General features: G+C 63.9%; 25 protein-coding genes and 1 riboswitch. Of the genes, 19 read left to right on the plus strand and 6 right to left on the minus strand.

Features of this window, described 5'->3' with window-relative positions:
* The first annotated feature begins 54 nt into the window (after nt 1–54).
* From phnG to phnN, 8 genes are read left to right on the plus strand one after another with little or no spacing between them, the layout of a single operon-like run.
* The gene (gene phnG / locus NL528_RS17870) at nt 55–468 is read left to right on the plus strand and encodes a phosphonate C-P lyase system protein PhnG (protein ID WP_309184005.1); all 414 of its coding nucleotides are present in this window, start codon (nt 55–57) and stop codon (nt 466–468) included.
* A gap of 3 nt (nt 469–471) precedes the next feature.
* Nucleotides 472–1080: a phosphonate C-P lyase system protein PhnH gene (gene phnH, locus NL528_RS17875; RefSeq protein WP_309184006.1), complete on the plus strand. Its 609-nt coding sequence runs from the start codon at nt 472–474 to the stop codon at nt 1078–1080.
* 2 nt (nt 1081–1082) lie between these two features.
* Nucleotides 1083–2186 carry a carbon-phosphorus lyase complex subunit PhnI gene (locus NL528_RS17880; RefSeq protein WP_309184007.1) on the plus strand — a complete coding sequence of 368 codons (1104 nt, stop codon included), beginning with the start codon at nt 1083–1085 and terminating at the stop codon, nt 2184–2186.
* Entirely contained in the window at nt 2183–3067 is an 885-nt protein-coding gene (locus tag NL528_RS17885) for an alpha-D-ribose 1-methylphosphonate 5-phosphate C-P-lyase PhnJ (RefSeq protein ID WP_309184008.1), read from the plus strand. The genes NL528_RS17880 and NL528_RS17885 overlap by 4 nt, the downstream gene beginning before the upstream one ends.
* Nucleotides 3060–3860: a phosphonate C-P lyase system protein PhnK gene (gene phnK, locus NL528_RS17890; protein WP_309184009.1), complete on the plus strand. Its 801-nt coding sequence runs from the start codon at nt 3060–3062 to the stop codon at nt 3858–3860. Before NL528_RS17885 ends, phnK begins: the two co-directional genes overlap by 8 nt.
* A gap of 8 nt (nt 3861–3868) precedes the next feature.
* A complete protein-coding gene (gene phnL / locus NL528_RS17895; protein ID WP_309184010.1) occupies nt 3869–4567 on the plus strand; it encodes a phosphonate C-P lyase system protein PhnL in 699 nt (232 codons plus the stop codon).
* Between the two features lie 15 nt (nt 4568–4582).
* Nucleotides 4583–5740, plus strand: coding sequence for an alpha-D-ribose 1-methylphosphonate 5-triphosphate diphosphatase (locus tag NL528_RS17900; RefSeq protein WP_309184011.1), 1158 nt, complete (start codon nt 4583–4585; stop codon nt 5738–5740).
* The gene (gene phnN / locus NL528_RS17905; protein WP_309184012.1) at nt 5737–6333 is read left to right on the plus strand and encodes a phosphonate metabolism protein/1,5-bisphosphokinase (PRPP-forming) PhnN; all 597 of its coding nucleotides are present in this window, start codon (nt 5737–5739) and stop codon (nt 6331–6333) included. The genes NL528_RS17900 and phnN overlap by 4 nt, the downstream gene beginning before the upstream one ends.
* A gap of 155 nt (nt 6334–6488) precedes the next feature.
* Here the strand turns inward: phnN and cobD are convergent, their stop codons facing one another.
* Complete coding sequence (cobD, locus tag NL528_RS17910; RefSeq protein WP_309184013.1) at nt 6489–7541, minus strand: threonine-phosphate decarboxylase CobD; 1053 nt, start codon at nt 7539–7541, stop codon at nt 6489–6491.
* Here cobD and cbiB point away from each other — a divergent pair.
* Nucleotides 7540–8514 (plus strand): adenosylcobinamide-phosphate synthase CbiB, encoded by a 975-nt coding sequence (gene cbiB, locus NL528_RS17915; protein ID WP_309184014.1) that lies wholly within the window; start codon nt 7540–7542, stop codon nt 8512–8514. The two genes, cobD and cbiB, sit on opposite strands and share 2 nt — an antisense overlap.
* Here the strand turns inward: cbiB and NL528_RS17920 are convergent.
* From NL528_RS17920 to cobU, 3 genes are read right to left on the minus strand one after another with little or no spacing between them, the layout of a single operon-like run.
* Complete coding sequence (locus NL528_RS17920; RefSeq protein WP_309184015.1) at nt 8498–9985, minus strand: cobyric acid synthase; 1488 nt, start codon at nt 9983–9985, stop codon at nt 8498–8500. The two genes, cbiB and NL528_RS17920, sit on opposite strands and share 17 nt — an antisense overlap.
* Entirely contained in the window at nt 9985–10596 is a 612-nt protein-coding gene (gene cobO, locus NL528_RS17925; protein WP_309184016.1) for a cob(I)yrinic acid a,c-diamide adenosyltransferase, read from the minus strand. Before cobO ends, NL528_RS17920 begins: the two co-directional genes overlap by 1 nt.
* 23 nt (nt 10597–10619) lie before the next feature.
* Nucleotides 10620–11144, minus strand: coding sequence for a bifunctional adenosylcobinamide kinase/adenosylcobinamide-phosphate guanylyltransferase (gene cobU / locus NL528_RS17930; RefSeq protein ID WP_309184017.1), 525 nt, complete (start codon nt 11142–11144; stop codon nt 10620–10622).
* Nucleotides 11145–11180: 36 nt separating this feature from the next.
* Nucleotides 11181–11377: riboswitch (cobalamin riboswitch) on the plus strand.
* 245 nt (nt 11378–11622) lie between these two features.
* Between cobU and NL528_RS17935 the strand changes: the two genes are divergently transcribed.
* The 7 genes from NL528_RS17935 to cobJ are packed head-to-tail and all read left to right on the plus strand — an operon-like array spanning nt 11623 to nt 19973.
* Nucleotides 11623–12030 (plus strand): DUF1636 domain-containing protein, encoded by a 408-nt coding sequence (locus NL528_RS17935; protein ID WP_309184018.1) that lies wholly within the window; start codon nt 11623–11625, stop codon nt 12028–12030.
* Between the two features lie 28 nt (nt 12031–12058).
* Nucleotides 12059–13093 (plus strand): cobalamin biosynthesis protein CobW, encoded by a 1035-nt coding sequence (gene cobW, locus NL528_RS17940; RefSeq protein ID WP_309184019.1) that lies wholly within the window; start codon nt 12059–12061, stop codon nt 13091–13093.
* Between the two features lie 6 nt (nt 13094–13099).
* Nucleotides 13100–16525, plus strand: coding sequence for a cobaltochelatase subunit CobN (gene cobN / locus NL528_RS17945; protein ID WP_309184020.1), 3426 nt, complete (start codon nt 13100–13102; stop codon nt 16523–16525).
* Nucleotides 16522–17829: a precorrin-3B synthase gene (gene cobG, locus NL528_RS17950; RefSeq protein ID WP_309184021.1), complete on the plus strand. Its 1308-nt coding sequence runs from the start codon at nt 16522–16524 to the stop codon at nt 17827–17829. Before cobN ends, cobG begins: the two co-directional genes overlap by 4 nt.
* Nucleotides 17822–18454 (plus strand): precorrin-8X methylmutase, encoded by a 633-nt coding sequence (locus NL528_RS17955; protein ID WP_309184022.1) that lies wholly within the window; start codon nt 17822–17824, stop codon nt 18452–18454. Before cobG ends, NL528_RS17955 begins: the two co-directional genes overlap by 8 nt.
* Nucleotides 18451–19209 carry a precorrin-2 C(20)-methyltransferase gene (locus NL528_RS17960; protein ID WP_309184023.1) on the plus strand — a complete coding sequence of 253 codons (759 nt, stop codon included), beginning with the start codon at nt 18451–18453 and terminating at the stop codon, nt 19207–19209. Before NL528_RS17955 ends, NL528_RS17960 begins: the two co-directional genes overlap by 4 nt.
* Nucleotides 19206–19973, plus strand: a complete 768-nt coding sequence (gene cobJ, locus NL528_RS17965; protein WP_309184024.1) for a precorrin-3B C(17)-methyltransferase — start codon at nt 19206–19208, stop codon at nt 19971–19973. The genes NL528_RS17960 and cobJ overlap by 4 nt, the downstream gene beginning before the upstream one ends.
* Here cobJ and NL528_RS17970 read toward each other — a convergent pair.
* Nucleotides 19937–20710, minus strand: coding sequence for a cobalt-precorrin-6A reductase (locus tag NL528_RS17970; RefSeq protein WP_309184027.1), 774 nt, complete (start codon nt 20708–20710; stop codon nt 19937–19939). The genes cobJ and NL528_RS17970 overlap by 37 nt on opposite strands.
* Nucleotides 20711–20723: 13 nt before the next feature.
* Between NL528_RS17970 and cbiE the strand changes: the two genes are divergently transcribed.
* The 3 genes from cbiE to cobM are packed head-to-tail and all read left to right on the plus strand — an operon-like array spanning nt 20724 to nt 23097.
* On the plus strand, nt 20724–21959 hold the full coding sequence (cbiE, locus tag NL528_RS17975; RefSeq protein WP_309184028.1) for a precorrin-6y C5,15-methyltransferase (decarboxylating) subunit CbiE: 1236 nt from the start codon (nt 20724–20726) through the stop codon (nt 21957–21959).
* On the plus strand, nt 21956–22339 hold the full coding sequence (locus tag NL528_RS17980) for a cobalamin biosynthesis protein (protein ID WP_309184029.1): 384 nt from the start codon (nt 21956–21958) through the stop codon (nt 22337–22339). Before cbiE ends, NL528_RS17980 begins: the two co-directional genes overlap by 4 nt.
* On the plus strand, nt 22336–23097 hold the full coding sequence (cobM, locus tag NL528_RS17985) for a precorrin-4 C(11)-methyltransferase (protein WP_309184030.1): 762 nt from the start codon (nt 22336–22338) through the stop codon (nt 23095–23097). The genes NL528_RS17980 and cobM overlap by 4 nt, the downstream gene beginning before the upstream one ends.
* Before the next feature lie 8 nt (nt 23098–23105).
* Here cobM and NL528_RS17990 read toward each other — a convergent pair whose 3' ends face one another.
* Entirely contained in the window at nt 23106–24212 is a 1107-nt protein-coding gene (locus NL528_RS17990; RefSeq protein ID WP_309184031.1) for a cobalt-precorrin-5B (C(1))-methyltransferase, read from the minus strand.
* Between the last annotated feature and the right edge of the window lie 25 nt (nt 24213–24237).

Here is a 24237-nt window from a genome sequence, read left to right on the forward strand (position 1 = left end):
GCCGCTATGACCGAAACGACAGAAACTACCAGGCAGGCGCAGCGCAAGGCGGCGATGGCGGTGCTCGCGCATTCCGATGCAGCCGACATCTCGGGTCGTCTCGATGCGGTCGCGTTGCCGGCCCATGAAAATCTGCGTGAGCCCGAGAATGGCCTCGTGATGGTGCGCGGCCGCATCGGCGGCGACGGTGCGCCGTTTAATCTTGGCGAGGCTACGGTATCGCGTGCGGCGGTGCGGCTTTCGACCGGCGAAGTGGGTTTCGGCTACACGCTCGGGCGCGACCGGCAGAAGGCCCGGATGATCGCGCTGTGCGATGCCATGCTGCAGTCGGATCAATTCGCCGGGGCCGTCGAATCCGGTGTGATCGCGCCGTTGCGTGCCGCGATGGTCGCGAACCGGAACCGCTACGCTGCGGAGACCGCAGCGACGCGGGTTGATTTCTACACACTGGTGCGCGGTGAGGGGTGAGGCATGACCACGGTTGCGGAGTTACCAGCAGGATTTATCGACAAGGTATTGTCGGCGCAGTCGACCTTCCGCTCGGTGATGGATGCGATGGCGCGCCCCGGCAGCGTTCAGCGCATCGAGGCGGTCGCAGGCGAGCCAGCCGGCGTGATGCGCGGCACTGCGGCCATCGCACTGACCTTGTTCGATCATGATACGCCGATCTGGCTCGATGCCCGGATGTCCCAGACATCGGCCGTCGCCAAATGGCTGAAATTCCACACCAGCGCGCCGGTGACTACGGATTCCTCGATTGCCAGCTTTGCGTTGATCGGCGACGCGCCGGGCCTTCCGGCGCTGGAACGGTTCGCGTTCGGCAGCAATGAATATCCCGATCGCTCCACGACGCTGATCCTGCAGGTCGAAAGCCTCACCACAGGGCCGGCCTTCGAATTGCGGGGTCCTGGCATCGACGGCACGATTGTGCTGCAGGCCACGATCCAGCCGCCGGACCTGTTCGAACGGCTTGCGATCAATCAGACAATGTTTCCCCGCGGCATCGACGTCGTGCTGGTCCATGACGATGTCATTGTCGCGATACCCCGCACCGCGCGGCTCATCGCAAGGGGGGCCTGACCATGTATGTTGCCGTCAAGGGAGGCGAGCGCGCCATCGAGAACGCCCACCGCCTGCTGGCGCATGAGCGCCGTGGCGATCGGGATGTTCCCGAGGTTTCGCTCGACCAGATCTCGGAACAACTCTCGCTCGGCGTCGATCGCGTCATGACCGAAGGCTCGTTGTATGACCGCGAGCTTGCGGCGCTCGCCATCAAGCAGGCGCGTGGCGACATGATCGAGGCGATCTTCCTGGTGCGTGCCTTCCGCGCCACGCTGCCACGGTTCGGCGCGACCGAGCCGGTCGATACCGGCGAGATGCAGGTGCGCCGCCGGATTTCGTCGACCTTCAAGGACATTCCGGGCGGCCAGATTCTCGGGCCGACCTTCGACTATACGCATCGTCTGTTGGACCCGCAGCTTGCGGAGGGGTGGGTGCCCGAGTTGCCCGCGACGGGTGAAGCGTCAGCCGCGGCCATGCCGCGCGTCACCGACATTCTCGGCCGCGACGGCCTGATCGAGCCGTCACCCAAGGCCGATGCCGATGCGCCGGTCGACGACCTCACACGCGAGCCGCTCGATTTTCCGGCCGATCGCGATTTGCGGTTGCAGAACCTGGCGCGGGCCGATGAGGGCTTTCTGCTGGCGCTTGGCTATTCCTCGCAGCGCGGCTACGGCCGCAACCACCCCTTCGCCGGTGAAATTCGCTTCGGCGAGGTCGAGGTTGAATTTTTTGCTGAAGATGCCGGCTTCGCGGTACCGCTCGGCGGAATCGCGCTGACCGAATGCCAGATGGTCAACCAGTTCAAGGGCTCGGCGAGCGAAGCACCGTGCTTTACCCGTGGCTACGGTCTGGCGTTCGGACAAAGCGAGCGCAAGACCATGTCGATGGCGCTGGTCGACCGTACCCTGCGCGCGCGCGAGCTCGGGGAAGAGGTTATCGCGCCTGCCCAGGACGAGGAGTTCGTGATGTCGCATTCGGACAATGTGCAGGCGACCGGATTCGTCGAGCATCTCAAGCTGCCGCATTACGTCGACTTCCAATCCGAGCTCGGCCTGTTGCGCAAATTACGCAAGGAATTCGCCGAAGCCTCGGAAGCCCCGGCGTTGCAGGAGGCCGCCGAATGAACGCGCCGACTTACAATTTTGCCTATCTCGACGAGCAGACCAAACGGATGATCCGACGCGCGATCCTCAAGGCGATCGCGATTCCCGGCTATCAGGTGCCATTCGCCAGCCGCGAGATGCCGATGCCCTATGGTTGGGGTACCGGCGGCGTGCAGGTGACCGCGGCGATTCTCGGGCCCGATGACGTGCTGAAGGTGATTGACCAGGGGTCCGACGACACCACCAACGCGATCTCGATCCGAAAATTCTTCGGCAAGACCGCCGGCGTTGCGACCACGACCAACACTACGGACGCCACCGTGATCCAGACCCGGCACCGGATTCCCGAGGCGCCGCTGCATGACGGACAGATTCTGGTCTATCAGGTGCCGATCCCGGAACCCCTGCGCTTCCTCGAACCGCGCGAGACCGAGACCCGGCGCATGCACGCGCTCGGCGAATATGGATTGATGCACGTCAAACTCTACGAGGACATCGCCCGCTTCGGCCACATCGCGACCTCCTACGCCTATCCGGTGAAGGTGAATGCGCGGTACGTGATGGACCCGTCGCCGACGCCGAAATTCGACAATCCCAAGATGGACAATTGTCCGGCGCTGCAATTGTTCGGCGCCGGGCGCGAGAAACGCATCTATGCGATCCCGCCGCACACCACGGTGGTCTCGCTCGATTTCGAGGATCACCCGTTCACGCGTTACCGGTTCGACGCGCCCTGTGCACTGTGCGGGGCCGGTGATTCCTATCTCGACGAGATCGTCACCGACGACAAGGGCGGCCGGATGTTCGTCTGCTCCGATACCGATTATTGCGAGACACGCCAGGCGGCGGGCCATCGCGGCAGCGAGAGCGCGGCCCCGCACAAGGAGAGAGCGCATGGTTGAACAGGTGCGCGCGTCGGAAAACGATCAGCCTCTGCTGGTCGCCGAAGGATTGGGCAAGAATTATGGCCGGCTGATCGCCTGCCACGATGTGTCGTTTGCGCTCTACCCCGGCGAGGTGCTGGCGATCGTCGGCGAGTCCGGCTCGGGCAAGACGACGCTGCTGCAGCTATTGTCGGCGCAGCTTGCGGCGAGCGCCGGACGGGTGTCGTATCGGATGCGCGATGGCGTGTTGCGCGATCTCGTGAGCCTTGGCGAGGCCGAGCGGCGCTTTCTGTTCCGGACCGACTGGGGCTATGTGCATCAGGATCCGGCGCAGGGCTTGCGGATGGCCGTCTCCGCCGGCGCCAATGTCGGCGAACGGCTGATGGCGGTCGGCTGGAATCATTATGGCCGCATCCGCGACACCGCGTCGTCATGGCTGGAACGCGTCGAGATCGATGTTGGCCGCATCGACGATACGCCGCGGACCTATTCGGGTGGCATGCGGCAGCGGCTGCAAATCGCGCGCAATCTGGTCACCGAGCCGCGCCTGGTGTTCATGGATGAGCCGACCGGCGGCCTCGATGTGTCGGTCCAGGCGCGCCTGCTGGATTTGATGCGCAACCTCGTCAACGAACTCGGACTTGCGGCCATCGTCGTCACCCACGACCTCGCGGTGGCGCGGCTGTTGTCGCATCGCGTGATGGTGATGAAGGGCGGCCGCGTCATCGAGACCGGACTGACCGATCAGGTGCTCGACGATCCCCGCGAGCCCTACACCCAGTTGCTCGTCTCCTCGATCTTGCCGGCATGAGCACACCAATGACTGCGATGATCGAAATTACCAACGCCGAAAAGACTTTCACCATGCATCTGCAGGGAGGGGTGGAACTGCCGGTGGTCCGTGGTGTCTCGTTTCATGTCGAGCCGGGCGAATGCGTGGTGCTGTCCGGCCCATCCGGCGCGGGCAAATCGTCGATCCTCAAGATGATGTTCGGCAATTACCGTTGCGACGGCGGCCGGATCGGAATCCGGCACCATGGCGCCATGATGGATCTGGCCAAGGCCGAGCCGCGGCAGGTTCTCAGCGTGCGTCGCGCTACCATCGGCTATGTCAGCCAGTTCCTGCGCGCGGTGCCGCGGGTGGCGACCATCGACGTCGTGGCCGAACCCCTGATCGCGAACGGGGTGGCGCGTCCCGAAGCGCGCGAACAGGCCGGTGCGCTGCTGCACCGCCTTAATATTCCCGAACGGCTGTGGGCGCTGCCGCCATCGACCTTCTCGGGCGGCGAGCAGCAGCGCGTCAACATCGCGCGCGGCTTCATTTCCGATTTGCCGATTCTGCTTCTGGACGAGCCGACCGCTTCGCTCGATACCGCCAATGGCGCCGTGGTGGTGGAATTGATCGACCAGAAGAAGCGTCAGGGCGTGGCGATGGTGGCAATCGTCCATGACGACGAGATCCGTCATCTGATCGCCGACCGAATCGTTGATGTGACGTCGTTTGCGGCTGCGGCATGAAGGAAGAGATGTGAGATGACTTCGATCAAGCACGAGACCGTCATTGCAAACGCCAGGATAGTCCTGGCCGATCGCGTGATCGAACGTGGCTGGGTGGCTTTTGCCGATGGCCGCATCGCTGAACTCGGCGAAGGCCATGCGCCTGCCGGCAGCGAGGATGCCGCCGGGGACCTGATCATGCCCGGCCTGATCGAGCTGCATACCGATCATCTCGAAGCGCATTATGTGCCGCGCCCAAAAGTGTTCTGGGATCCGATTGCGGCGGTCGTCTCCTATGACGGACAGCTTGCGACATCGGGCATCACGACGGTGCTGGATTCGCTGCGGGTCTGGCGCGAGGACGGCGCCGAAGAGGTTGACGGCCGGGCCGGCGTACTGGCTGAGGCGATCACATCGGCGCGGGAGGCGAACCTGCTGCGCGCCGATCATTTCCTGCATCTGCGCTGCGAGATCCCGATGCCAAGCGTGGTCGAGGAGGCCAGGGAGCTGATAGGACGGCCGGATGTGCGGCTGATGTCGCTGATGGATCATACGCCCGGCCAGCGTCAGTTCCGCGACGAGGTCAAGCTGCGCGACTATTATCGCGGCAAGGGCGCCGGCATGACGGACGCCGAGCTCGATGTGCTGTTCGCGAGACGGTTTACCTATCAGAAAACCTATGCCGCCACCAATATGCGCGCGATCGTCGCGCTGGCGCAGCAATATGAAATCCCGCTCGCCAGTCACGACGATACGACCGAGGAAAATGTCGCCGACGCCATCAGCGACCGCGTATCGGTGGCGGAGTTTCCGACCACGATCGAGGCTGCACGCGGACTGCATCAGGCAGGTATTGGCATCCTGATGGGGGCGCCGAACGTGGTGCGGGGCGGCTCGCATTCGGGCAACATCGCCGCGATTGATCTCGCGCGCGAAGGGCTGTTGGACATCCTGTCGTCCGACTACATTCCATCGAGCCTTTTGATGGCTGCCCTGCAATTGCCCGAGCGCGTGCCGGCAATCGATCTGGCGTCGGCGGTTCGTACCGTTACCAAGACGCCGGCGGAAGCCGTGGGGTTAGCTGACCGCGGCGAGATCGCGGTCGGCAAGCGCGCCGACGTGATCCGGGTGCACGTCGCCCATAACGTTCCGGCGGTGCGCAGTGTGTGGCGCGAAGGGCAGCGTGTGGCATGACGGAGGCGCCTGTTGTCGCAGAACATCGTGTCGCCGCGATTGGACCCGGCAGTCTCATTCTGGTGGTTGGCCCAAGCGGCGCCGGCAAGGATACGCTGCTTGGGCTGGCAAAAGCCGCCTGCGCCGACGATCCCAATATTGTCTTTCCGCGCCGCGTGATCACGCGCGCAGCCTCGGTGTCTGAAGACAATGAAGAGGTCAGCCCGGACGCGTTCCGGCAGGCGCTGGCGCGGAACGAATATGCCGTGCACTGGGAGGCGCACGGCCATTGCTACGCCTTGTCCCGCAAGATCGACGACGACCTGCGCGCCGGGCGCACGGTGATTGCCAATGTATCGCGGACCGTGATTGCAACGGTGCGCCGCGCTTACGCCGACGTCGTGGTGGTTTCGATCACGGCGCCGACAAACGTTCTTGCTGAAAGGCTGGCGATGCGGGGGCGCAGCAGCGATGGCAAAATCGAGCACCGGTTAAGCCGGACGGTCGATGACATTTCGGCTGCGCCCGACGTCACCATCGTGAATGTCGACAGCGCCGAATATCACGCGCGCCAGTTCGTCCGGATCATCAAGGGCGATCGGTGGGAGGCCTAGGCGCGCAGGAGGACGGTTGATCCGCATGACGCGCGACTTGTTATAAAATCTAGTAAAAACAATATGTTATAGCGTCGTCCGTCGCCCGGTGACGAGGCCTATTTTTCAATGCATTAGAGAGCCCCGTGTGCACCGGGAGATCAAAGACGCGGCTGTTATTCACTCAAAAGCGCAGCAGCGAGACGGTCCCATGCCAGCTTGTCTGCGGGCAGTCCAAATCTCAGCCACTGCGGTTCACGTGGAAAGCTGCGAACGTGGATACCATGGCGGCCCAACCGTTCGGCGAGCTTGATCGCGTCGACATGACGGGCAAGACGGAAGAGCGGTGTCCCGCCAAGTACAGTAAGGCCGGCATCTTCCAGCACGGCATCGAGCCGTTGCTGATTAGACCGAAGACGCGCGGTCGTCTCGGCGAGCCAACGCGGGTCAGAGAGCGCTGCCTTGCCGATCCGCAGCGCGGGGCCTGAAACCGCCCAAGGGCCGAATTCAGCGCGGATGCGCGTTGCGAGCGGGATCTCGGCAATTGCAAAGCCGAGCCGCAATCCTGCCAGTCCATAGGTCTTGCCGAAGGACCTCAGAACGATTGTCGCAGGCGGCGGATCGGAGGCGATACTCGCGGCTTCGGGAAGCACATCGATGAAGGCTTCGTCGACGATGAGCAGACCGTTCTTGCTGGCAAGCGCCGTTGCAACGGTGCGAAGCCTGTTCACTGGAATAACACGCCCGGTCGGGTTGTTGGGATTGACGGCGATAACAACGTCGGCGCCTTCACTCTGCTCGAGATCCTTCACGACCGAAACGCGATGGCCTTGTCTCGTCCAACAGGCCTCGTGCTCCTCGTAGGTAGGCCCGAGAATCTCCACGCGAGATGTCGGGACGAGACTGGGAAGAAGCTGGATCAAGGCCTGCGTGCCCGATGCGGCGGCGATCATCCCGGGATAGGGGACGCGATACCTCGCCGCTGCCGCGGCCAGCAGCGCTTCCTCTTCAGAGCGCGCCGGCAGGCGCGACCAGATTTCCGCCGGTAGATTGGGAATCGGGAAGGGGATTGGATTAATGCCGGTGGAAAGATCGATCCACGGCTCCGGCGCGCCGGGATACCGTTCTCGTGCAGCGTCCAAATCGCCGCCATGCGAGATAGGTTCCGCGGTCGCAGGCCGCATGATAGGCAGGGCCCTTGCACTACCCAAATGTTCCGGATCACGCATGTTCACTGAACTCGCTCTCACTGCGCTCGCTATCGAAGCCGCTTTCGGATTTCCGGACGTCCTCTATCGCAGGATCGGCCATCCCGTAGGCTGGATTGGAGTGCTGATAGCATGGTGCGACCGTGCCTGGAACCGCCGTGAGTTCTCGTTTGAGCGCCGGCGTATGCTTGGCGTTGGAACGCTGCTCTTGCTGCTCGCCGTCAGCGGTTTCTCAGCGACGGTCATCTTCCTGCTGGCGCAGCACTTTCTTGCAGGCTTCGCAACGACGCTGGTTTGCGGAGCCGTCGCCAGCCCGCTGCTCGCCCAACGCAGCCTTGATGCGCATGTCCTGGCCGTTGCCGATGCGCTGGAGCAAGAGGGGATCGAGGCAGGCCGTCGTGCCGTGTCGATGATTGTCGGGCGCGACACCGCAGCCCTGGACGAAGCCGGTGTCAGCCGTGCCGCGATCGAAAGCCTGGCGGAAAATTTTTCCGACGGCGTCGTGACGCCGCTGTTCTGGCTCCTGGTTGCGGGATTGCCCGGCGTTTTCAGCTACAAGGCGATCAATACCGCCGACAGCATGATCGGCCACAAATCCGATCGCTATCTCGCCTTCGGCTGGGCGTCGGCGCGCGTGGACGATCTCGTCAATCTGCCCGCATCGCGTCTCTCCGCGCTGTGGCTGGTGCTGGCCGCGGCGGCCTTATCCGGACTTTCTTCCCGAGGCGCGATCGCGACCGTGCGGCGCGATGCGGACGGGCACCGCTCGCCGAATGCAGGATGGCCCGAGGCCGCTGTGGCGGGAGCGCTGGGTTTGAGGCTGGCCGGGCCACGTGCCTATGACGGCGCGATGGCCGACGACCATTGGATCGGCGATGGCCGTGAGACCGCCTGTGCCGGGGACATTCGCCTGGCTCTCAGGCAATACCGGGCCGCCTGCGTCATTCAATTTGCGTGTGTCGCGGGCCTCGCCGCCGCTATGACGCTGCTTTGAGATTGGGCGCGCGTGCGAGTTCAAGCAGGCGGTTGCAGTCGATGTGTCGCTCGATGTGATCAGCCAGTCGATCGAGGGTCGCATCGACGTCGGTTTCGTAGGCGAGACCGGAAGCTTGATTTGCAACGCGGTGCAGCCAGTGGTCGCGCTGCCGGTCGTCGGAAAAGAGCCCATGCACGTAGCAGCCGGCGATGCGGCCCGTGCCGTCGACCGCCCCTTCCGCTCGTCCGTCTGCGAAATGCAGTAGCGGTTTGGCGCACTCCATCCCGGTCGTGCGTCCGACGTGCATTTCGTAGCCCTTGAAGGGCGCGCTCCCGTCGGCACTCTCGCCGAAGATTTCGACGAGCATCTTGTCGCCCTGAAGCACCGTCTCGACATCCAGCAGTCCAAGACCGGCAACGGAACCGGCAGGTCCCTCGATTCCGTCGGGATCCGAAATATGCGTGCCGAGCATCTGATACCCGCCACAAATCCCGAGCACATGACCACCACGCCGCACATGCGCCTTGAGGTCCGTGTCCCATCCGGTTTTGAGCAGCACGGCGAGGTCGGCCATGGTGGCCTTCGAGCCTGGCAGGATGACCAGCGCGGCGTCGCCGGGAATGGGCTCTCCAGGTCGGATGAAGACGAGATCGACGCCGGGTTCAAGGCGCAGCGGATCAAAATCGTCGAAGTTCGAGATGCGGGAATAAGCAAGCACGACGATCAAGCTGCGGTCGCCACCGCCGCGAGCCCGGCCAGTCCCGAGTCCGAGCGCGTCTTCCGCCGGCAGCCTGTACGCCAGGTCGAAAAACGGCACGAGACCGAGCGGCTGCCAGCCGGTGTGTCGTGCGATCGTTGCCATCCCATCGCTGAACAGCGACGGATCGCCGCGAAATTTGTTGACGATAAAGCCGGCTATCATCGCGGCGTCCTCGGCGGCGATGACGGCCTTGGTACCAACGAGGCTGGCGATAACGCCGCCCCGGTCGATATCGCCGACCAGCACAACGGGCACGCCGGCCGCTCGTGCAAAGCCCATATTGGCTATGTCGGCGGCTCTCAGGTTCACTTCAGAGGCCGAACCCGCGCCTTCGACCAGCACGAGGTCGGCCTCGCCTGCAATGTGGCGCAGGCTTTCGAGCACGGCGCCAAGAAGTCCGGGCTTCATGGCCTGATATTCGCGCCCCCTGGCGTTGCCGACGACGCGGCCCTGTACGACCACCTGCGACCCGGTTTCACTCTGCGGCTTTAGCAGCACCGGGTTCATGTGCACGCTCGGTTGCACACGGGCAGCCCGCGCCTGCAGCGCCTGCGCGCGCCCGATCTCGCCACCATCAGCGGTAACGGCGGCATTATTGGACATGTTCTGCGGCTTGAACGGTCTCACCCGCAAGCCGCGATTGGCGAACGCGCGCGCCAATCCCGCAACCAGCAGCGACTTGCCGACATCCGAGCCTGTACCCTGCAGCATGATCGCGCGCGCAGGCATCAAAATTCAATGCCTGGCTGTGCTTTGACGCCGGCCGCAAAATGATGCTTCACGGCCACCATCTCGGTCACGAGGTCGGCTGCTTCGATCAATTCAGGCTTGGCGTTGCGGCCGGTGACGACGACGTGCAGGTCAGGCCGCCGGTTCGCGAACGCTGCAAGCACCTGGCCGAGGTCGATGTGCTCGTAACGCAAGGAGATATTGAGCTCGTCGAGGACCAGTAATTTGATGGAGGGATCTTCCATCAGCTCGGTCGCCCTGGCCCATGCGCGCTCAGCGGCAGCGACATCGCGCGCGCGATCCTGAGTTTCCCAGGTAAAGCCTTCGCCCATGGTGTGCCACCTGACCTGATCGCCAAAGCGCTCGATCGCGGTACGCTCGCCCGACTGCCAGGCTCCCTTGCCGAACTGCACCACGCCGCACTGAAAACCGCGCCCGATCGCGCGCAGCAGGAGGCCGAAGGCCGCGGTCGATTTGCCCTTGCCCTTGCCGGTGTGGACAATGAGCAGCCCCTTCTCGATGGTCTTTCCGGCAACCTCGGCGTCCTGGGCTGCCTTGCGGTTGGCCATCTTGGCCTTGTGGCGCGCTTCATCGTTGGTTTCGGCTGTCATGATAAAACGTTCCTCACATCGACTTATTTCAGGATGAGCGGCAATCCCGCTGCAATCAGGACAGCGCGGTCGGCGATGGCCGCAACCTCCATATTAGCGCGGCCTTGAGCGTCGCGGAATTTCCGCGCCAGCACGTTATCGGGAACGATTCCACAGCCGACTTCATTGGAGACGATGACAATTGGGCCGCTGGCCTTGCTCAACGCCGCGACAAGCCGCTGCAGCTCGGCGATCGAATCCTGACCGGCCAGCATGACATTGCTGAGCCAGAGCGTGAGACAATCGATCAGGACGGCCTGTCCCGTGCCGCCATGCGCTTGGATCGCTGCAGCCAAGTCCAACGGCGCATCGACCGTGCGCCACCTGCGATCACGCCGGTGCCGGTGCTCGGCAATCCGCGCCGTCATCTCGTCATCATGTGCCTCAGCGGTGGCGACGTAGACCCAGGGCGGGGCGCAGCCCGTCACCAACCCCTCGGCATATCGGCTCTTTCCCGAGCGCGCGCCGCCGAGAACGAAGGTCAGACGAGGCAGGGGAGGAACGCTCATGATCCGCGAATTCGATTGACGGGGGTTGATCCTTGCCCTTATCAATCGGGCGACGGTTCCCCGCAAGGGGATTGAATGGGAATGCGGTAAGGGGTCATCAGGCCCCAAATCCGCGGCTGCCCCCGCAACTGTAGTCGGTGAGCTGAAGGCCAACACACCACTGGGAAACCGGGAAGGTGGCCTGACGCTGAGACCCGAGAGCCAGGAGACCTGCCGTCGAGAATGCTGTTATCCGGCTCATCGCGCGGGGCGTCGCGATGGTCACAGGAAGGCTCACGAGCCGACGATGAATCTCGTCGCGACTGGGCTCCGTCGGAAGCGGCACCAAGCCAGGGCGCACGAAGCCCATGACGACGGAGGTCCGCGATGACAACTTTGCTCAATCGACCAGGCGTGCTTGCAGCGAGTCCCGTCATTGCCCCCATCGGCGCTGTGACCGCTGCCGCCATTGGCTTCCCGAGCTGAACGCGGGAAGCCGATGACCAATTTGATCGATACCGCGGCCTTGCCGCCCCCGAGCGCCTCAAAGCTGTTTGTCTGCATCACGTGCCGTCTCAATGGCGAGACGACCGAGGATCAGCAGCCGCGCCCCGGCGCGCGTCTGATAGGGATCCTGTCGCAGCTCATCGAGGATGGCCAGCAAGAGATCGAGATTGTGCCTGTCGAGTGCCTGTCAAACTGCACGCGCGGTTGCACGGTGGCGGTTTCGGGACCCGGCAAATGGACTTACGTGCTTGGCGCACTCGACCCCGAGCAGCATGCCGATGACATCGTTCGGTTTGCGCGGCTTCACCATGCCCATGCCGAAGGGCTGCCGGTCTGGCGCGAACGCCCGGTCCACATCCGCAAGAACACGATTGCGCGAGTTCCGCCGCTCCCGGTCTAGCGAACAGAAATTTGAAGGAAGATTGCTGATGACATCCCTAGCCAAAGTTCCCTGCACGATCATCACGGGCTTCCTCGGCGCCGGCAAGACAACACTCGTTCGCCATGTTCTTGAAAATGCCGGCGGGCGCCGCCTTGCGGTGATCGTCAATGAATTCGGCGACATCGGCATCGACGGCGAGATTTTGAAGAGCTGCGGCATCGAGAGCTGCCCGGAAGACCGCATCGTGGAGTTATCCAACGGTTGCATCTGTTGCACGGTGGCGGACGATTTCGTTCCCGCCCTCAAACGTCTGCTCGATCATCCGGTTCCGCCGGAGCACATCGTGATCGAAACCTCCGGCCTCGCGCTTCCCAAACCGCTGGTGCAGGCCTTCAATTGGCCGGAGATCGCCTCGCGCGTGACGGTCGATGGCGTGGTCGCCGTCGTCGACGGCGCCGCCGTTGCCGCCGGACGGTTCGTCGACGATCCGGATGCCGTCAGCCGGCAGCGCGCGCAGGACACAGCGCTCGATCACGACAATCCACTCGAAGAAGTCTACGAGGATCAGCTTCTCTGCGCTGATCTCATTGTCCTGAACAAGGCCGATCTGATGTCGGTGGAAGAACGGGGCCGGGTGGTCGGCGAGATCGGACGGGTGATTTCCAGGTCGGTCAAGATCGTCGAGGTGGAAAGCGGCCGCGTGTCGCCCGCTATCCTGCTGGGACTCGGCGTTGCCACGGAAGATGATATTGCCAACCGGTTCTCCCACCACGATGCCGAAGCCGAGCACGACCACGACGATTTCGAGTCCTTTGTCATCGATCTCCGGCGTTTCGAAACCCCGCAAACCCTGGTTCAGAAAATTGCCGAGGCGGCGGCGGCGCATGACATCCTTCGCGTCAAGGGCTTTGTGGAGATTCTTGACAAGCCGATGCGTCTGCTGATTCAGGGGGTCGGATCCCGCATCCAGCACCGGTTCGATCGCGCATGGCAAAAGAACGAGGAGCGAAGCAGCCGTCTGGTCGTCATCGGCCAGAAGGGGCTCGACGCCGCAGCGATTCGAAACCTGATCCTGGGTTGATTCCGCATGCATCTGCTGGCGACCAACGTTGCGAAACTGGACGAGGCGGAAGCCGCGGTCGATCTCGAACAGTCGCCAGCCGATGTCGTGGTGCTGTCCTTCGCGGACAGCGACCTGTCCGCTCTGGCCGCCGCCTGGCAGTCGGATGCCGAGGTACTCCCTGCGTTGCGGCTTGCAAGCCTCAAAAAACTGAAGCACCCGATGTCCGTGGACCTCTATGTCGAGCGCGTCGTCGCGCATGCACGGATGGTCATCGTGCGCTGTCTCGGCGGTTTCGAATACTGGCGGTATGGACTGGAAATCATCGCTTCGATCGCGCGCAGTAACGGCATTCTGTTTGCCGCCTTGCCCGGCGACGTTCGCCCCGATTCCCGGTTGGCCGAAATCTCCACGGTGACAACGGAGACGCTGTCTCGTCTGGACCGTTTCTTTCGCGAAGGTGGGCCGGAGAATCTGCGCCAGGCCCTGGGATATGTCGGCAGCCTGCTGGGTCAAGACACCGCCTGGACCGATCCGATGCCGGTCGGACCGGCCGTCGGGTTTTCCGCCGACGGACGCACGGTACCCCTGAAGGATTTGTTTGGCGCGGTCGACAAACGCCCCGTTGCGCTGGTCCTGTTCTATAAAGCGAGCCTGCTCGCGGCCGACACGGCTCCCATCTGCGCCTTGATGGCGGCGCTCGAAGCGGAGAACCTCGCGCCGGTCGCAGTCGCGGTCTCCAGCCTCAAGGATCCGGCGGCGGCAGAAGTTCTCGAACGGCTGATCGCGGTTCGACGGCCGGCGATTATCCTCAATGCGACGGCGTTCTCCGCTCTGCGCGAAGATGGCACGACGGTTCTCGACGCCGCCGATGTTCCTGTGCTGCAGGTTGTGCTCGCAAGCAACTCGCAGGAGGCATGGACCTCGTCGCCCCGCGGATTGTCTCCGTCAGATCTCGCGATGAATGTCGTGTTGCCCGAACTGGATGGCCGGTTGTTGAGCCGTGCCATTTCGTTCAAGACCGAGGAAGAGTTCGATGCCCGAATCGAATTTGCGTCTGTTCGGCACAGACCTTGTCCTGACCGGATCGAGTTTGTCGCGCGTCAGGCGGCCCGCTGGGTCAAGTTGGGCCGAACCCCGCGCGCGGAGCGTCGATTGGCGCTCGTTCTATCCGATTATCCGGCTCGCGCGGGACGTGCCGGCTATGCCGTGGGGCTCGATACGGCCGAAAGCGTCGTTCAAATTGCCAAGCTGCTCCATGCGGAAGGCTACGATGTCGGCGAAGCAGGATTGTGCGCGGCTGATGTCGAGCGGCTGCTTTCGGGAGACTGCGCCGGCATTGACATTGCCGTGAACACTTACGCATCATGGCTGAAAGCCTTTCCGCCGCGCCTGCAGAACGAGGTCGAAAATAGCTGGGGCGCTCCCACCGCTGAAAACGGTGTCTTCTCCTTCCCCCTGCTCAAAGCCGGAAAGCTGCTGGTTTTTCTTCAGCCCGACCGCGGATTGGCTGATAACCGCAAGGCCGGCTATCACGACACGTCGATTCCGCCGCGCCATGCCTATGTTGCGTTCTATGCCTGGTTGCGCGAACAGGCCAGGATCGACGCACTCATTCATCTCGGCACCCACGGTACGCTGGAGTGGTTGCCCGGCAAAGCGCTAGCCCTTTCCGCCGAGTGCTGGCCCGAGGCAGTGACGGGTCCGTTGCCGGTCATCTATCCCTTCATCGTCAACAATCCCGGCGAGGCAGTGCAGGCCAAGCGCCGGCTAAGTGCCGTGACCATCGGCCATCTCACCCCGCCGCTGAGCGCAGCGGGGCTGCACGGCGCAGCGGCCGAGCTGGAGGCGCTGGTCGAGGAATATGCCGGAGCAGGGGGGCTCGATCGACGCCGGCTCGATTTGCTCGAAGGCGCCATCATCGACTGCGCCTGGACGTCGGGTCTCGCCGCCGAATGCAATCTCTTGAGGGATGAGCCGGCAAGGGACGCGATCATCAAGCTCGATGCCCGTCTGTGCGATATCAAGGAACTCAGCATCCGCGACCGGCTGCACGTTTTCGGGCGAGCTCCCGCGGATGATGTACAGTCATCGCTGGTCGAAGCGATCGTTGCGGCAGCAGGCACGTCGGTAACGGGTGAGCAGCGTCAACGGATTGCAGGGGCGGTGCGTAGCAGCGCCTCGCACGAGGAGAGGGCGCTGCTGGCGGCGCTCGACGGGTGCCGCGTGAGTCCGGGCCCGGCCGGGGCTCCGAGCCGGGGCAGGGCCGATGTTTTACCCACGGGCAGAAATTTGACGACGCTTGATCCGCGATCGATTCCGACGCGGACGGCCACGACGATCGGCCTAAGGGCCGCGGATGAAGTGGTTCGCCGCTACTTGCAAGATCACGGCGACTATCCCCGTTCGCTCGTGATCGACCTCTGGGCCTCCACGTCGCTGCGAACCGGCGGCGACGACCTGGCGCAGGCGCTCGGTTATCTGGGCGCTCGACCGGTCTGGGACACGTCGTCGAACCGTGTCACGGGTGTCGAAATTCTGCCGCTGGCGAAACTCGAACGGCCGCGCATCGATGTGACGCTGCGGATATCAGGTCTTTTCAGGGATATTTTCGAAACACAGATCGCCCTGCTTGATACGGCGATTCGCAGGATCGCCGATCTCGACGAGGACGACGCCGATAATCCGATCGCCGGCGCGCGCCGGCGCGGTGACGATATTGCGCGCATCTTCGGCGGTGCGCCCGGTAGTTACGGTGCGGGAACCGCGGCGCTCACGCTCGACAGCAACTGGGGAGCACGTGAAGATCTTGGCGAGGCCTACCTCTCCGCCGTGACCCATTCCTACGGTGGCGCGCAGGCGGCCATGCCGGCGGGTGATGGCTTCCGTACCCGCGTGTCCTTGGCCGATGCGCTGGTCCACCCGCAAGACGACCGCGAGCGCGATCTTCTCGATGGTGACGGGGTTGCCGATTTCGTCGGCGGCTTTGCGGCGGCGGCGGCATTGCTCGGCAATGATGTAGAACTCTACCACCTCGATACCAGCACGCCATCGACGCCCAAGGCTCGCACGGTTGCTGAGGAGGTCGCGCGCGTGGTGCGGGGACGGCTGACCAATCCCCGCTGGATCGAGGGTATGCTCGGCCACGGTCACCGCGGCGTGGCCGAGATCGCTCAAGGCGTCGACGCGCTCTACGCCTTCGCGGCGACGACCCGTGCTGTGCCCGGTCATTTATTCGATCTCACCCACGATGCCCTGATTGCGGATGAGGCCGTGCTCGCCGGAATGATCGCAACCAACCCGGCAGGCGCGGCAGCCATCGTTGCGCGGCTGCGCGATGCGTTGGTGCGCGGACTTTGGGTCGCGCGGCGCAACGCCGTTGCCGGCGAGCTGGACCGCGCCACCAGGAAATCGCCGGGCGATCGCGGTCCATCGATGGAGGCCGCACAGTGAATCGGGCCGTGGCATTCGAGGTGAAGGGCTGGTGTCCGGGTGCTTTGACGCCGATGCAAAGCGGCGACGGATTGATTGTGCGGGTGCGCCCACGGTGCGGCATGTTCAGCCTGGACCAGCTGATCGTTCTCGCCGATGCCGCACGGCGTTTCGGCAACGGTCATATCGACCTGACGCGGCGCGCCAATCTGCAAATCCGCGGTGTCGGCGAAGAAAATCTGCCCGGGCTGCAAGACGTGATCGGAGCGCTTGGGCTTCTCGACCCGACACCGGAAGCGGAGGCGGTGCGTAACCTCATGATCAGCCCGCTCGCGGGGATCGACCCGGGCGAGGTGCTCAATATCAGCGGCATCGCCGGGGATCTCGCGCGAATGCTCGCATCCGAGCAGGATCTCTGGGCGTTGCCGTCCAAGTTCGGCTTTGTCGTCGACGGTTGCGGCAGCTTGACGCTTGCGGGCGAGCGCGCCGATATTCGTCTTGCCGCTATTCGCCTCGGCGCAGCCCCCGCGGTCGCGGTCGGCCTCGACACGCAGGCCGGAATCGAATGGCTGGGCTCAGTCTCTCCCGCAACGGCCGCTGCAGCTGCGATGGAAGCCGCGTACGCCTTCCTCAAGGTGATCTCGAACGGGACGCGGCAACGCATGCGCGACCTTTCCGTTGAAGGCCTTGCCTTCGTCCGATCGGCGATGAAGCGACGGCTCGATCCGCTGACGCGCGATCCACCAAAAATCGATGTGTCGCTGGATCGGCGAGTTGGCCTGCTTGATTTGGGCCTGGGCCGGTTCGCTGTGGGCGTCGTAGCGCCTTTCGGCCGCGTCGAGACCGATCAGCTTCGCAAATGTGCCGGCGAGATGGCGGCTTTCGGTGTCAAGGAAATCAGGCTGTCACCCTGGCGTATCCTGTATGCCGAGGTTTCCTCGGCATCGGCGGGAAATGCGATCCTCGCTGCCGCCGGTGCCGCAGGCTTTGTTGCCGAACCCTGCGATCCACTGCTTAGAATCGAAGCATGTCCGGGTGCGCCGGCCTGTCGATCGACGAGCCTCGATACCCGTGGCGATGCTCGCCGTCTCGCCGAATTGTTACCCCGCTTCGGCTTTGAAGGGACCGCTCACGTCTCCGGTTGCGCCAAGGGGTGCGCCAAGTCCGACGCGGCCGACCTCACGCTTGTCGGCGCTGATGGTCTCTACGGGATCGTTCGTAACGGAACCGCCCAGGATCGGCCTGCACGGAGTTGCTCGTTCGCAGCGCTTGTCGCTGATCCTGACGCGCTCTTCGATCGTTTCCAAGGGCGCCACCATGACTGAATTTCGCAGCTATATCCGGGATGGAGCCGAGATTTACCGTAACTCGTTTGCGATCATCCGCGCTGAAGCCGATCTCTCCCGTTTCAAGGAGAACGAGGAAAAGGTGGTGGTCAGGATCATCCACGCATGCGGCATGACCGACATCGCCAGCGATATCGTGATGTCCCCGACATTTGCCGCAAGCGCGCGCGCGGCCTTGCTGAGGGGCGCGCCGATCTTGTGTGATGCAAAGATGGTCGCACACGGCATCACGCGCAACAGGCTGCCTCGCGACAACAGGGTGATGTGCACGCTCGACGATCCCGCCGTTGCAGGCCTCGCCGCGGAAGCCGGCAATACGCGCTCGGCGGCGGCCCTGGAACTCTGGCGGCCTAATCTCGACGGCGCCATCGTCGCCATCGGCAATGCGCCGACGGCGCTGTTTCGGTTGCTTGATATGCTCGACGAGGGCGCGCCGCTGCCCGCCGCCATCATCGGTGTTCCCGTCGGCTTCGTCGGCGCAGCCGAATCCAAGGAAGCCCTTGGATTGCAGACGCGGGTGCCATTCCTTGTCGTGCGCGGTCGCAGAGGCGGGAGCGCCATGGCCGTTGCGGCAATCAATGCGCTGGCAAGTGAGCGAGAATGACAAGCCTTGACGCGATCGCGGGAACCGCCAGTGGTGGAACGCTCTACGGCATCGGCGTCGGACCGGGCGACGTTCGCTACCTGACGCTGCGGGCGGCAACCCTCGTGCGCGATGTCGACGTCGTGGCTTTTTTCGCCAAGCGGGGGCTGCAGGGAAATGCCCGCGGCATCGTCGACCCTCTGATTGAAACGGGGCGCAGCGAGCTCCGGCTGGAATATCCAGTGACCGACGAGATCCCGCCCGAGGATCCTTCCTATCAAAGGCAGATCGGCCGGTTCTACGAGGAAAGCGGCGCTGCGCTGATGGAGCTGCTGCGCCAAGGCAAGTCCGTCGGGCTTCTGGCCGAAGGAGATCCATTCTTCTACGGTTCCTTCATGCATATGTGGCGCCGTCTCGAAGGCGATTTCCCGGTCGAAATTGTCCCCGGCGTCACCGGCATGTCAGGCTGCTGGACGCGCGCCAATGCGCCCATCACCTGGGGCAACGACATCCTTTCGGTATTACCCGGGACGTTGGGCGAGGAGCAATTGACGCGCCGGCTCGCGGAGACCGACGCTGCCGTCATTATGAAAGTCGGCAAGAACCTCGCAAAGGTCCGCCGGGCTGTCGAAGCGGCCGGATTGCTGTCGCGCGCGATCTATATCGAGCGCGGCACCATGCAAGGGGAGCAGATCATGCCCTTGTCCGAATGTCCCGATGGCAGGGGCCCTTACTTTTCGATGGTGCTGATCCCCGGCCAGGGGAGGCGGCTGTGACCGGCTCGCTCGTCGTCGTCGGCCTTGGACCGGGATCGATCGATCTCCTGACGCCGGCGGCGAGCCGAGCATTGCGGACAGCGACCGATCTCGTTGGATACGAAACCTATCTCGATCGGATTCCAAAAACTCTCTTCACCGGTTACCGTCATGCTTCCGGCAATCGCGTCGAGATCGACCGGGCACGCCACGCGCTCACGCTCGCCGCGGAAGGCAAAAGCGTCGCCGTCGTCTCGGGCGGCGATCCCGGCGTATTCGCGATGGCGGCTGCGGTTTTTGAAGCGATCGAAGGCGGCAATCCCGCCTGGCGAGATCTCGATATTCATGTTGAGCCCGGGATCACGGCGATGCTTGCGGCTGCGGCCGAAGCCGGCGCGCCGCTCGGCGCAGACTTCTGCGCGATCTCGCTGTCGGACAATCTGAAATCATGGGAGACGATCGAACGCCGGTTGCGGGCTGCGGCCGAGGGTGATTTCGTCATTGCGCTTTACAACCCCGCTTCCCGCGCAAGGCCACATCAGCTCGGTCGCGCTTTCGATCTGTTGAGGGCGACAAAGTCGCCGCAGACCGTCGTGCTCTTCGTCAGAAGTGCCGCGACACCCGAAACACGCGTCGTCACGACAGTCCTGGCGGAGGCGGATCCAACCCATGCCGATATGCGGACGCTGGTCATCATTGGATCGGCGGCAACCCGGCTCATATCGCGAGGGGAGCGCAGACCCTGGGTCTATACGCCGCGGGCGGAACAGGACGTTGTGCGATGAGCAAGCCCCTGTTCGAGCCAAATCATCGCCGCTTCGGCATTTTCGACGGCATGTCCGCGCAATTTAAGCGGACGCCCGATCATCACGACCGGAATCCCAAGATGGCGTGCTGCTTCGATTTTCGCGTAGGTCGCCGTTCCCCCCGAGTTTTTGGAGACGAGTACATCGACCTTCACCTGCTTGAGAAGCGTCGTTTCCGCCTGCAGGTCGAAGGGGCCGCGACCGGACAACAATTTGATATCGGGCGGCAGCGCGACGTCGCCGGGCGGGTCGATGGTGCGCGCAATGTAATGATGATGAGGGCGCCTTGCGAAGGCGCCAAGCTCCAGGCGGCCCAGCGTCAAGAAAACCCGGCGGGGGTTCGGCCCAAGCGCGTCGGCGGCGGCTTCGGCGCTCGCGACGGGAAGCCAGCTGTCCCCCGGCTGGGGTTCCCAGGCAGGGCGTACGATCGAAGCGAGCGGGATCGCAAGTCGTGCGCAGGCGGCCACGACGTTGGACGAGATTTGATCGGCGTAGGGATGCGTCGCGTCAATGACCACTTCCGTTGCGTTCTGCTTCAGCCACGCCACCAGACCGTCAGAGCCGCCGAAGCCGCCGATCCGCGTTGGAACGGGCTGCGTTTTGGGGCTCGAGGTGCGCCCGGCAAGGGAAAGGGTGACCTCAAAACGCGGGTCGGCCGCAAGCAGGCGCGTCAGCTCCGAGGCCTCCGTTGTTCCTCCGAGGACGAGAACGCGCATCGAGGCTATTTCCATGAGTGCTGAGTCCGCAACCTGCACGGAGAAGCGCTGGCTGTCTATCATCGGCATTGGCGAGGACGGCGTGGAGGGGCTGTGCTCCGTGGCGCGGCAGTTGATCGGGTCGGCGGAACTGGTCGTCGGCGGCGCGCGCCATCTGGAACTCGCGGGTGATCTTATCCGCGGCCGGCGTCTTGCCTGGCCCAGTCCCATGAGCGATGCGTTTGGCGAGATCAAGCGGTATCGCGGGCGTTCCGTCGCGGTTCTCGCAAGCGGTGACCCCTTCTATTTCGGCGTTGGCAAGCAACTCGCGGCATTTGTCCCAGCTGAGGAGTTCGTTTGCCTGCCGCAACCATCCGCCTTCAGTCTTGCCGCAGCGAGAATGGGTTGGTCGTTGCAGGACGTTTCGCTTGTTACGCTGCATGGCCGCGCGCTCGAGGGCATCATTCGACACCTGCAGCGCGGCGCACGCATCCTGGCGCTGTCCTGGGACGGCGCGACACCTGGGCACCTTGCCGGGTTTCTCGACGCGCGTGGCATGGGGCGATCGCGGGTCACGGTGCTGGAGGCGATGGGGGGCCCTCGCGAGCGGATACGTCACGCGACTGCATCGCATTTTGAGATCGAGGAAATTCTCCCACTCAATACGATCGCCATCGAGGTGATCGCGGAACCGGAGGCTGCGTTTATTGCCCTCGCATCCGGCCTTGACGACGCGTTCTTTGAGCATGACGGCCAGCTGACAAAGCGCGAAATTCGCGCCGTGACCCTTTCGTCGCTGGAACCGCGACATGGCGAACTGCTCTGGGATGTCGGGCTCGGTGCGGGCTCGATCGCGATCGAGTGGCTGTTGCGCCATTCCTCATTGAGCGCGATCGGCATCGAGGCGCGCAGTGACCGGGCCGACCGGGCTGCCCGCAACGCCGCCGTGCTCGGCGTGCCGGAACTACAGATCGTGCAAGGCCGCGCACCGGAGGCGCTGGCCGGGCTTGCCAGACCGGACGCCGTATTTGTCGGCGGCGGCATGATGGACGATGGTGTGTTCGAAGCGGTCTGGGCAGCTCTAAAACCTCGCGGCCGCCTGGTGGCCAACGCGGTGTCGCTCGAGACCGAGGCCCGGCTGACCGATTATTTCGGCCGTTTCGGCGGCGAGCTCATTCGACTGCAGGTCGCGAGAGCCGATACGGTGGGCGCCATGTCTGGCTGGCGCCCGGCGATGCCGGTTACGCAATGGCGAGTGAGGAAGCCATGATCGTCGCTGGGATCGGATGTGGCCGCGGGACATTGTCCGAAGACATTGAGAATTTGATTCTCACGGTTCTTGCGAGTTTTGGAATCGCGCGCGAGAAACTCGATGCGATCGCGACCGAAGCGTCGAAGGCGGATGAGAGCGGAATTGCAAATGCTGTGCAATCGTTGTCGGTTCGTCTTGTCCGGTGCTCGCTTGCGGATCTGGATGGCGCCACCGACAGGGTCGTGACGCGCTCATCGCGCGTTCAGGCGCTCAAGGGAGTTCCGTCGATCGCGGAAGCGTCGGCCCTCGTCGCGGCGGGTCGCAATGCCCGGCTGCTCGGCGCGCGGGTCGCGGCCAACAAGGTGACCTGTGCCATCGCCATCAGTGAGGCCTCATGACCGTTCACTTCATCGGAGCCGGACCGGGTGCACCCGACCTGATCACCGTGCGGGGACGCGATCTTATCGCGGCTTGCCCGGTCTGCCTCTATGCCGGCTCTTTGGTGCCGAAAGCGTTGCTCGGCTATTGCCCGCCCGGAGCCAGTATCATCGACACGGCGTCGATGTCGCTCGACGAGATCATAGCGGAAATCGCGCGCGCCACCGAGCGCGGCCAAAACGTCGCGCGCCTGCATTCCGGAGATCTGTCGATCTGGAGCGCGCTCGGCGAACAGTTGCGGCGCCTGGATGCCCTCAATATCCCGTACACGGTCACGCCGGGCGTTCCCGCTTTTGCCGCGGCCGCCGCGGCGTTGGCCAGGGAATTGACATTGCCCGAAGTGGCGCAATCGGTGGTACTGACCCGAACTCCCGGACGCGCCTCGGCGATGCCCGTGACCGAAAATCTCCGGGCGTTCGCCGCAACCCGCGCGACGCTGGCGATTCATCTCTCGATTCACGCGATCGACAAGACCGTCGCAGAGCTGGTCCCCGCTTACGGGGAGGACTGCCCGGTTGCCGTCGTGTTTCGCGCAAGCTGGCCTGACGAGCGGATCATCCGGGCGACGCTCGGCACGATCGTAGCCGAGGTGAAAAAGACTGATATCGAGCGCACGGCGCTGATCATCGTCGGTGACATACTGGCAGCGCGCGATTTCAGGGACAGCGCACTCTACGACAGCGGATATCGCCGGCGATTCCGGGGAGGCGGCGCATGATCGAACCGCTATCCCCAGCGTCCGACGATTTTGCCTTCGCGGTCGAACACGGCGATGTCGAGGGTGCTCGGCGATCCGTCGAGAACCTGCGCAGCGGTCTTCCACGCAGCCCTGGCAACGAACTGACCGATCGGGATCCCGCGCTGCTCTGCTTCGCGCAAGACCTGCAATGCCGTGTTGGCGTCACGGCAAAGTTCGATGAGATCGGCCGGCGCATCCGCCTCCCGGAGAAGTTCCGCAAGCCAGATACGGTCGACGCTGCCAGACTTGGAGTGCAGATCGAGCAGTCCTTGTCCGAGCTTCGTCATCTTGGCAAAGCCTCCAGCGATGGTGATGCGCGGGACCGGGTGTCGTTTCGCGTATTTCAGCATGCCGCCGACGAAATCGCCCATGTCGATGAGCGCGGTTTCGGAAAGACCGTACAGCTTCTGAACTGCCGTCTCGGAAGTCGAGCCGGTGGAGCCCGCGATGTGTTTGAGGCCGCTGGCGCGTGCCACGTCGATGCCGCGGTAGATGGAGTGGATCCAGGCCGCACAGGAATAGGGCACGACAATTCCGGTCGTTCCCAGGATCGAAAGTCCACCGACAATGCCGAGACGCGCATTGAGCGTTCTGGCGGCGAGCGCGTCTCCGCCGGGAATCGAGAGTTCGATGATAACGTCGCCGGAGGCTCCGAAGCGCTCCACCACTTCGCGAACCGCCGCTCGCATCATCTCGCGCGGCACCGGATTGATCGCGGGCTCACCCGGCGGGATGGGGAGGCCGGGTTTGGTCGCCGTTCCCACGCCTTCGCCCGCAGCAAAGGTGACGCCGGACCCTGGCGTACCCGCTCTCACCGTCGCCTTGATCAGCGCGCCATGCGTGACGTCGGGATCGTCGCCGGCATCTTTCACGATTCCGGCGGTCGCACCCCGGTCAAACGTTTCGAAGACCGCAACCGCGAAACTGACGCGCGCGCCGCTGGGAAGCCCTATTTCGACGGGATCCGGACACTCGCCGGTGACAAGCGCCTCGTAGGCCGCGCGCGTCGCGGCAGTCGCGCAAGCACCCGTGGTCCAGCCGCGCCTGAGCGGCTGGCCCGGCCTCCTTTGATTTGCGTCTGCGGCGTCGTTCACATTCTGCTCCGTTCGGGCGCAGCAA

The organism is Bradyrhizobium sp. Ash2021, assembly GCF_031202265.1.
Classification (GTDB): domain Bacteria; phylum Pseudomonadota; class Alphaproteobacteria; order Rhizobiales; family Xanthobacteraceae; genus Bradyrhizobium.